Below are 6,719 nucleotides of genomic sequence, written 5' to 3'. Positions count from 1 at the left end.
ACTCTAATTTTCCCCATAGAAAAATCCCCTCCATAGTAAACAGGTTAATGTGCTTTCTTTTTCCTGTCTACTATAAGGGGATCATATCAGAAGGCTCTTATCTTACTTAACCTCATACCACCAACATCTACGATCAAGGTATCCTTTCATTCCATTAAGTTGCCCATCAGGTGTTTCATAGGGTGAGAAAGCTCCTGATTTGATGATGTTTGGTTTTGCTGATGGCGTTACAACTTTAATTTAGATGGACTGTTCTTTTCTTCACTAATGTTTTTAATATTTACTAAACCATTATCAAATGCATATTGGAGTAGCGCCACATCGCCATCAAGTTAAGAAAAGAAAATCCCCTAACACGAGAATTCCTCGTGTTGTTACTCCAAGAACGTAAGTTATTTGATCTTAAAAGAACAGCTTTTTCTAAATAAGGATTGCATTAGTTGCAAGTGGCCTTAGCGTTGTAAATCCACATTTTTATGACGCTATCCTATATAGAAATTCACCATTCTCCAGTCTAAAATGTTATGCAATAAAAAATGTCTCGAATTTGAGATGTTTTACTTGCTTTTTAATCACTTGAGATGTAAAGTGATAGTAACGAAAGTGATTGAGTCGTATGAAAAACATACATTCAGTTGCTTTCGATTAAAAAAACAAAGTAACTTATTCAGTAAAAACTAAGATGAATTTACAAAAACATAATGAGAATAAATTGAAAAGCTAAAAACCATATTACTTGTGGGAAATGTTATTTTTTAGTTATCACTTGACTAGTAAAATGAAACGGAGGAATAAACAATGTATGAAATTAAAGGGCATCATCACATTTCAATGGTTACGAAAAATGCAAATGAAAATAATCACTTTTATAAAAACGTGCTTGGTTTACGTCGCGTGAAAATGACAGTAAACCAAGATGATCCATCGATATATCACTTATTTTATGGAGATAAAACAGGAAGTCCAGGTACGGAGCTATCGTTTTTTTGAAATTCCTTTAGTAGGAAAAACATATCGCGGTACGAATGCAATTACTCGAATTGGATTACTCGTTCCGTCAGAGGATAGCTTGTATTACTGGAAAGTACGATTTGAGAAATTTGGTGTAAAACATAGTGAAATTACAACATATGCAAATCGTACTGCTTTGAAATTTGAGGATGCTGAAGGTCTTCGTCTTGTACTACTCGTTTCAAACGGAGAAAAAGTAGAGCATTGGGAAACTTGGGAGAAATCAGAAGTTCCTGCTGAACATCAAATTCAAGGAATGGGTTCTGTGGAAATGACAGTTCGTAGACTTGATAAAATGGCGAGTACACTTACAGAGATGTTTGGTTATACAGAGGTTAGCCGCAGCGAAGAGGAAGCAATTTTTCAGTCCATTAAAGGAGAAGCTTTTGGAGAAATCGTTGTGAAATATTTAGATGGTCCTACTGAAAAGCCGGGCCGCGGTAGCATTCACCATTTAGCGATTCGTGTGAAAAATGATGCAGAACTTTCTTATTGGGAAGAACAAGTGAAACAAAGAGGTTTCCATTCTTCAGGTATTATCGACCGTTTCTATTTTAAAAGCTTATATTTCCGTGAATCAAACGGAATTCTATTTGAAATTGCGACAGATGGACCGGGATTTACAGTTGATGGAGATGTGGAGCATTTAGGAGAAAAACTTGATTTACCACCGTTCTTAGAAGATCAGCGAGCAGAAATTGAAGCGAATTTAGCACCTATTGAAGAGAAGTAATAGAAGAGAAAATATAATTTTAAAAACCATTGGAGGAATATAAAATGAACCAATTAAAAGGAATTCACCATGTTACAGCAATTACAAGTAGTGCAGAAAAGAACTATGAATTTTTCACTCATGTTTTAGGAATGCGTTTAGTTAAAAAAACGGTAAACCAAGATGATATTCAAACGTATCATTTATTCTTTGCAGATGATAAAGGTAGTGCCGGAACGGATATGACATTCTTTGATTTCCCAGGCGTTCCGAAAGGAGTACACGGTACAAATGAAATTTCAAAGACTTCATTCCGCGTTCCAAGTGATGCGGCATTAGCATATTGGGTGAAACGTTTTGACCGTCTTGAAGTGGAACATACAGGAATTAAAGAGCAGTTTGGTAAGAAGACTCTTTCTTTCGTTGATTTTGATGATCAACACTATCAATTAATCTCAGATGAATTTGATAAAGGGATAGAATCAGGCACACCTTGGCAAAACGGGCCAGTTCCATTAGAATACGCAATTACTGGTTTAGGACCTGTATTTATTCGTATCGCGAACTTTAGTTTCTTCAAAGAAGTGTTAGAAAAAGTTCTATTATTTAAAGAGATTGCTCAAGAAGAAGAATTCTATTTATTTGAAGTGAACGAAGGCGGAAACGGTGCATCTGTCATTGTAGAACATAATACGGTTCTTCCTGAAGCGCAACAAGGTTTTGGTACAGTGCACCATGCCGCATTCCGCGTAGAAGATCGCGCTGTATTAGAAGAATGGATTGAGAGAATAGGTAGCGTTGGACTTCCTTCATCTGGATATGTAAACCGCCACTTCTTTGAGTCATTATACGCAAGAGTGGCGCCGCAAATTTTATTCGAGTTTGCGACAGATGGCCCTGGTTTTATGGGAGATGAGCCATATGAAACACTTGGAGAGAAGTTATCTTTACCTCCATTCCTAGAGCCAAAGCGTGAAGAAATTGAAAAATTAGTTCGCCCGATTGATACAGTGAGAAGTACGAAGGAATTCATTAAAGAGTAAAAATAGAGATAATAAGTAGAAGAGCAAGTAGTTTTAGCGGATCGCTGGAATTGCTTGCTTTTTTATTTGGTATATAAAGTGTTCTTATAAATGCTTGGTGTAATTAATTTGAAGTGATGTCCCTCTCATTTCTTCTTATCACTTTTCTTTAGATCGAATTTGTATTTAAATATATATTCATCTTTTTATTTCATAAATCCTTTTGGATCATTAATGGAATTTAGCTACCGATAAGTAAGGGTGTGTGAACTAACTCTGTATAGGCTATTCCCATTAATCATAGACATTTCTAAGGTGCTATTTATGTAAAGTAAAAGTATGATAAAGCGTTATTAGCAAAAATATATTAAATGATTCATCATACAATTCTATGGTATGAAAACGCGAATTTTATACACTTAGACATTTTCTAACAATGAAATCTCATCTTTGTTACTGTAAAAAACAACTAGCCCCCACAAGAGGTGTTAGTTAACGTAAAATTAGCTATCGTTAGTTAACCGAAAGCAAAAAAGATTAATGAAATACTAATCTTTTTTGCTTTATAGATTTGGAATTACTCCTACCTTGACCAGCCTCTCTCCCTCTTCTTGATGAATTGAAAAACATTCCATACAACAAATGTATTTACAGTTATATGGAATAATATGTATATTGGTATTCAGGAGACTATCAAAAGGGGGATGTGTATGCAAACTGTTATGCCGTCTTATTTGTTTTTATTTTTTGGCGCGCTCATTTTACTACGTAGGATTCGTTCGATGTATAAACCAGTCAAGGGAAGTGGGGTGCGAATATTCTTGCCACTTATTTACTTAACGCCGGGACTTTCATTTTTTCTCCAATTAGGGCACCCGACGTTTTTTGAATTATGCGTAAGTGTTGTTTTAGGGCTTGTCTTTTCGGTGATTATTATCATTTTCTCAGATTACGAAATTAGAGAGGATGGTAACATTTACGCAAAGAAAAGCTGGAAGTTTGTCGTGGCTTTTATTCTAATGCTCTTTTTACGTTATTTTATCCGACAAGACATTACGACAGTCGATTCAGGTACACTTAGTCTGTTACTTTTCACCTTTATCATTTGCTACATTGTTCCGTGGCGAATTGTTTGCTATATAAAATTCAAAAAAGTGCTCGAACAAAAGAAAGAAGCTTTCTATTAAAACGTAGAAGGTTTTTTCCATCATCTTTGTATAGTCCATTTACTTAGTAATAGTGGAAAAGAGCTTATTGGGATCTTCCCCCTAGTAAAATTTTGATTGATTATAATATACACACCTAGTTAACATAAGCCTTTATTATCCGGATTTAATGTATTTAGAAGACTATTAAAAGTCCTCCAGATTGTTTAGCTGGAGGACTTTCGTGTTCACATAATTTTCGTTCTCGGAAGTTCTACATTTTATGTTCGGGATGGAAATCTAATGAGTTAGTTCAGATTACGAAGGTCAGGCGTAGTGTTTTAATATAGAGTTGGAGTCGGAGGAGAACAATGGAAGGAAACAATATCGTTTATGGCAACCGAATAATGATTCCATCTTCCGCCGAAAAACCTATAGCCATAAATTCTTTCGTGCCCAACAGTCGTCAAAAAAAACCAGAAATTGTCTCCGTTTCTAAGCCGCAGATACGTAAATCGAAATAAACAATTTTGAAGACCCCAAGGACTCTGGGCATAGAGTGGCATTTGTCGTATATATACCATGATTCGAGGTTCACTCCTTATTGAAATTAGACTTATAACTAATTTTATGCTCAGGGTTAAAGCTTAGATTGGATGTATGCCTAGTAGCCTACTTAAATTCAATTTTGAATGTATATAGTATACATGTCAGGTTTACATAACGCATCATTATCAGCAGTTATCCAATCCCCGAAAGCCATTTATACCAAGATTTTTCCAGAATTCCGTTCCTTCCGCTGTATGCTGGATTTCATACATTACTGTCGCAACGGCATTTGACAGTTCAAAGTGTTCTTTTAGCTTGCATGAAATCCAGCGTATTCTTAGCAGATAAAATCCGCGTTTTGCCGTCAGTATCCCTTTATGTTTTTACGCATGAATTGAGAAGGTCCTTTTGAAGATAAAGAAAAGACACCCTAAGGTGCCTTCCTCCGACTTGAACCACTTTAATTTTAATAATATGTATTGGAATCCCATCCAAATAATATTTTACCATGTTAAATTGTTTTGTTCATTGAGAAATATGGTTCATATCTATATTTTATTGATACCTTTTTGTTATGTATTTGGCTATATTATCATAATCTCCATCGATAAATTTTCCATTAATACCTATGAAATCAAGTTCTTTTAGAATCTTTTCTTTATTTTTAATAACAATTATTTCATCTGGCCAAATTCTTTGACGAGCTAGTATTGATGTTTCAATTTTGCCATCAATATAATTTAAGTAATTTTGATATATAAACAATCCTTGTTGATTGCGTCCTCGTTCGAAACTTAAAATTGGTGCATATTTGAAAATTGGCATTATGGAGTTAAACCAAATGATATGAAAGCTAGTCTCTAAGATTTTTTTGAGGAATATTTGAAGAAGTGCTGTATATAAAAACACTCCGTTGCAAACATCGTCTACATCTTTTATTTGACTATATATTTTTTGTAGTTCTTCATTACATTTTATCAGTTTATCAATATAAAGCGTTGTTATAGTTCTATTACGGCCATCTTTAGGGGGGATATTTTTAGGAATATGTTGTTCATTTTCCTTGTGCCCAAAATAGTCATAGTGTTCTTTAGCTATATTCTCTAAGAATCGGTAGAATTTCTCTGGATATTTATCCTTAAATTCCAAGAAAATATTGTACATATCAATAAATATATTACGTCTATTTAGGGCAAATAATTTTAATACATTATCATCTTCATAATTAGCTAAAATGTCCGTGATATCAACGAACGAATCTTTAAACAAATATACAAAGCCCAGGTTTGTATTAAGATTTTCTATGTTTTTTTGTGGAACATCGATTTTTTGGCAAGCAAAATATAACGATACTAAGGGAGATGTAGTTATATCAATAAGATTAGTTGGAATCCCATGATGCTGTGAAAAGGCAGGTAAAATGCATCTTGCTTACTCTATCGCAGATCAGCTTGCAGGAGCAGGGAAGTCAGTTGTCTTCGTTACAGTTGGCGAATTGCTACGGAAGATTAAAAGTACATTCAATAAAGATTCATCCCTAACTGTGGATTCAATCATTCGAAGTTTAGTAAGAGCGGAAGTATTAATAGTCGACGATTTGGGAGCTGAATTAGGTGCGTTAGATGCAAATACAAAAGCGACGAACCTTACAGGAGAGCGTCTAGAAGGCGCATATGACGAACGAATTGTATCGCGTATCGTCAATAACTTTAAAGCGCTGGTTTTCAAAGATACAAAGGATTTCAGAAGAAAAGCACTACCATTCTAAGGGGGAATTAAGATGTGTGCATGTAACGGAACTGGAGTAATCAGAAACGATATGGGAATGGGTATGTATCAATTTGGCACATGCGTTTGCGAAGCAGGGAATCGCAGTCCTGAAGAGGTGGATAGAAAGCGCCATGCCGTTATGGCGGAACTAAGAAAAATTCATCAATTACAACTGGAGGGAAAATGGGATGCCAAGACTTGGAACGGATATGGACAAAGAGAATTACACAATGGCGTTGCAGCAGAGGAAGTACATGAAGAAATCGCGTCGTAACTTATATATCGCTTTAGAAGAGTTGGACCTGGTATTTGATGAAAGTGAAGTTATTCGATTAAAAGAAATGTGGAATGAAGATAAAAACATCATTGAAATTGCAGTAGATATGGGAAGACATCAGTTAGAAATCGCAGCTTTAATCATGGATCAAACGGATAAGAACAAGATTAAATCTCGCCCAATGGGGTTAGGGGCATGAAACAACTAACACTTAAGGATGTAGTAGGAAGTTT

At 35.1% G+C, this 6,719-nt stretch carries 5 protein-coding genes and 3 pseudogenes; 6 read left to right on the top strand and 2 right to left on the bottom strand.

Going from position 1 to position 6,719, the window contains the following annotated elements; genetic code table 11:
- Positions 1-102 precede the first annotated feature (102 nt).
- A pseudogene (locus MR065_RS26635) lies at positions 103-222 on the bottom strand (N-acetylmuramoyl-L-alanine amidase C-terminal domain-containing protein); the annotation flags it as partial.
- A 576-nt stretch (positions 223-798) separates the two neighbouring features.
- Between MR065_RS26635 and MR065_RS26630 the strand changes: the two are divergent.
- The 3 genes and pseudogenes from MR065_RS26630 to MR065_RS26620 all read left to right on the top strand — a co-directional run bounded on the left by MR065_RS26630 (position 799) and on the right by MR065_RS26620 (position 3,932).
- A pseudogene (locus MR065_RS26630) lies at positions 799-1,744 on the top strand (ring-cleaving dioxygenase).
- Between the two features lie 44 nt (positions 1,745-1,788).
- On the top strand, positions 1,789-2,766 hold the full coding sequence (locus MR065_RS26625; RefSeq protein ID WP_242215691.1) for a ring-cleaving dioxygenase: 978 nt from the start codon (positions 1,789-1,791) through the stop codon (positions 2,764-2,766).
- 689 nt (positions 2,767-3,455) lie between these two features.
- Positions 3,456-3,932 (top strand): CcdC protein domain-containing protein, encoded by a 477-nt coding sequence (locus MR065_RS26620; RefSeq protein WP_242215690.1) that lies wholly within the window; start codon positions 3,456-3,458, stop codon positions 3,930-3,932.
- Positions 3,933-4,994: 1,062 nt separating this feature from the next.
- On the opposite strand, the gene MR065_RS26615 is transcribed toward MR065_RS26620, so the two are convergent.
- A complete protein-coding gene (locus tag MR065_RS26615) occupies positions 4,995-5,708 on the bottom strand; it encodes a hypothetical protein (protein WP_242215689.1) in 714 nt (237 codons plus the stop codon).
- A 142-nt stretch (positions 5,709-5,850) separates the two neighbouring features.
- Here MR065_RS26615 and MR065_RS26605 point away from each other — a divergent pair.
- The 3 genes and pseudogenes from MR065_RS26605 to MR065_RS26595 form a co-directional block, all read left to right on the top strand.
- Positions 5,851-6,207 (top strand): annotated as a pseudogene (locus MR065_RS26605) (ATP-binding protein); the annotation flags it as partial.
- 12 nt (positions 6,208-6,219) lie between these two features.
- Complete coding sequence (locus tag MR065_RS26600) at positions 6,220-6,483, top strand: hypothetical protein (RefSeq protein WP_242215688.1); 264 nt, start codon at positions 6,220-6,222, stop codon at positions 6,481-6,483.
- Positions 6,440-6,685, top strand: a complete 246-nt coding sequence (locus MR065_RS26595; RefSeq protein ID WP_396022398.1) for a helix-turn-helix domain containing protein — start codon at positions 6,440-6,442, stop codon at positions 6,683-6,685. Before MR065_RS26600 ends, MR065_RS26595 begins: the two co-directional genes overlap by 44 nt.
- Positions 6,686-6,719 lie beyond the last annotated feature (34 nt).

Origin of the sequence: Bacillus cereus group sp. BfR-BA-01383 (genome assembly GCF_022663495.1) — a bacterium.
GTDB classification, from domain to species: Bacteria; Bacillota; Bacilli; order Bacillales; family Bacillaceae_G; genus Bacillus_A; species Bacillus_A cereus_AU.
This window is presented reverse-complemented; position numbering and strand designations above follow the sequence as displayed.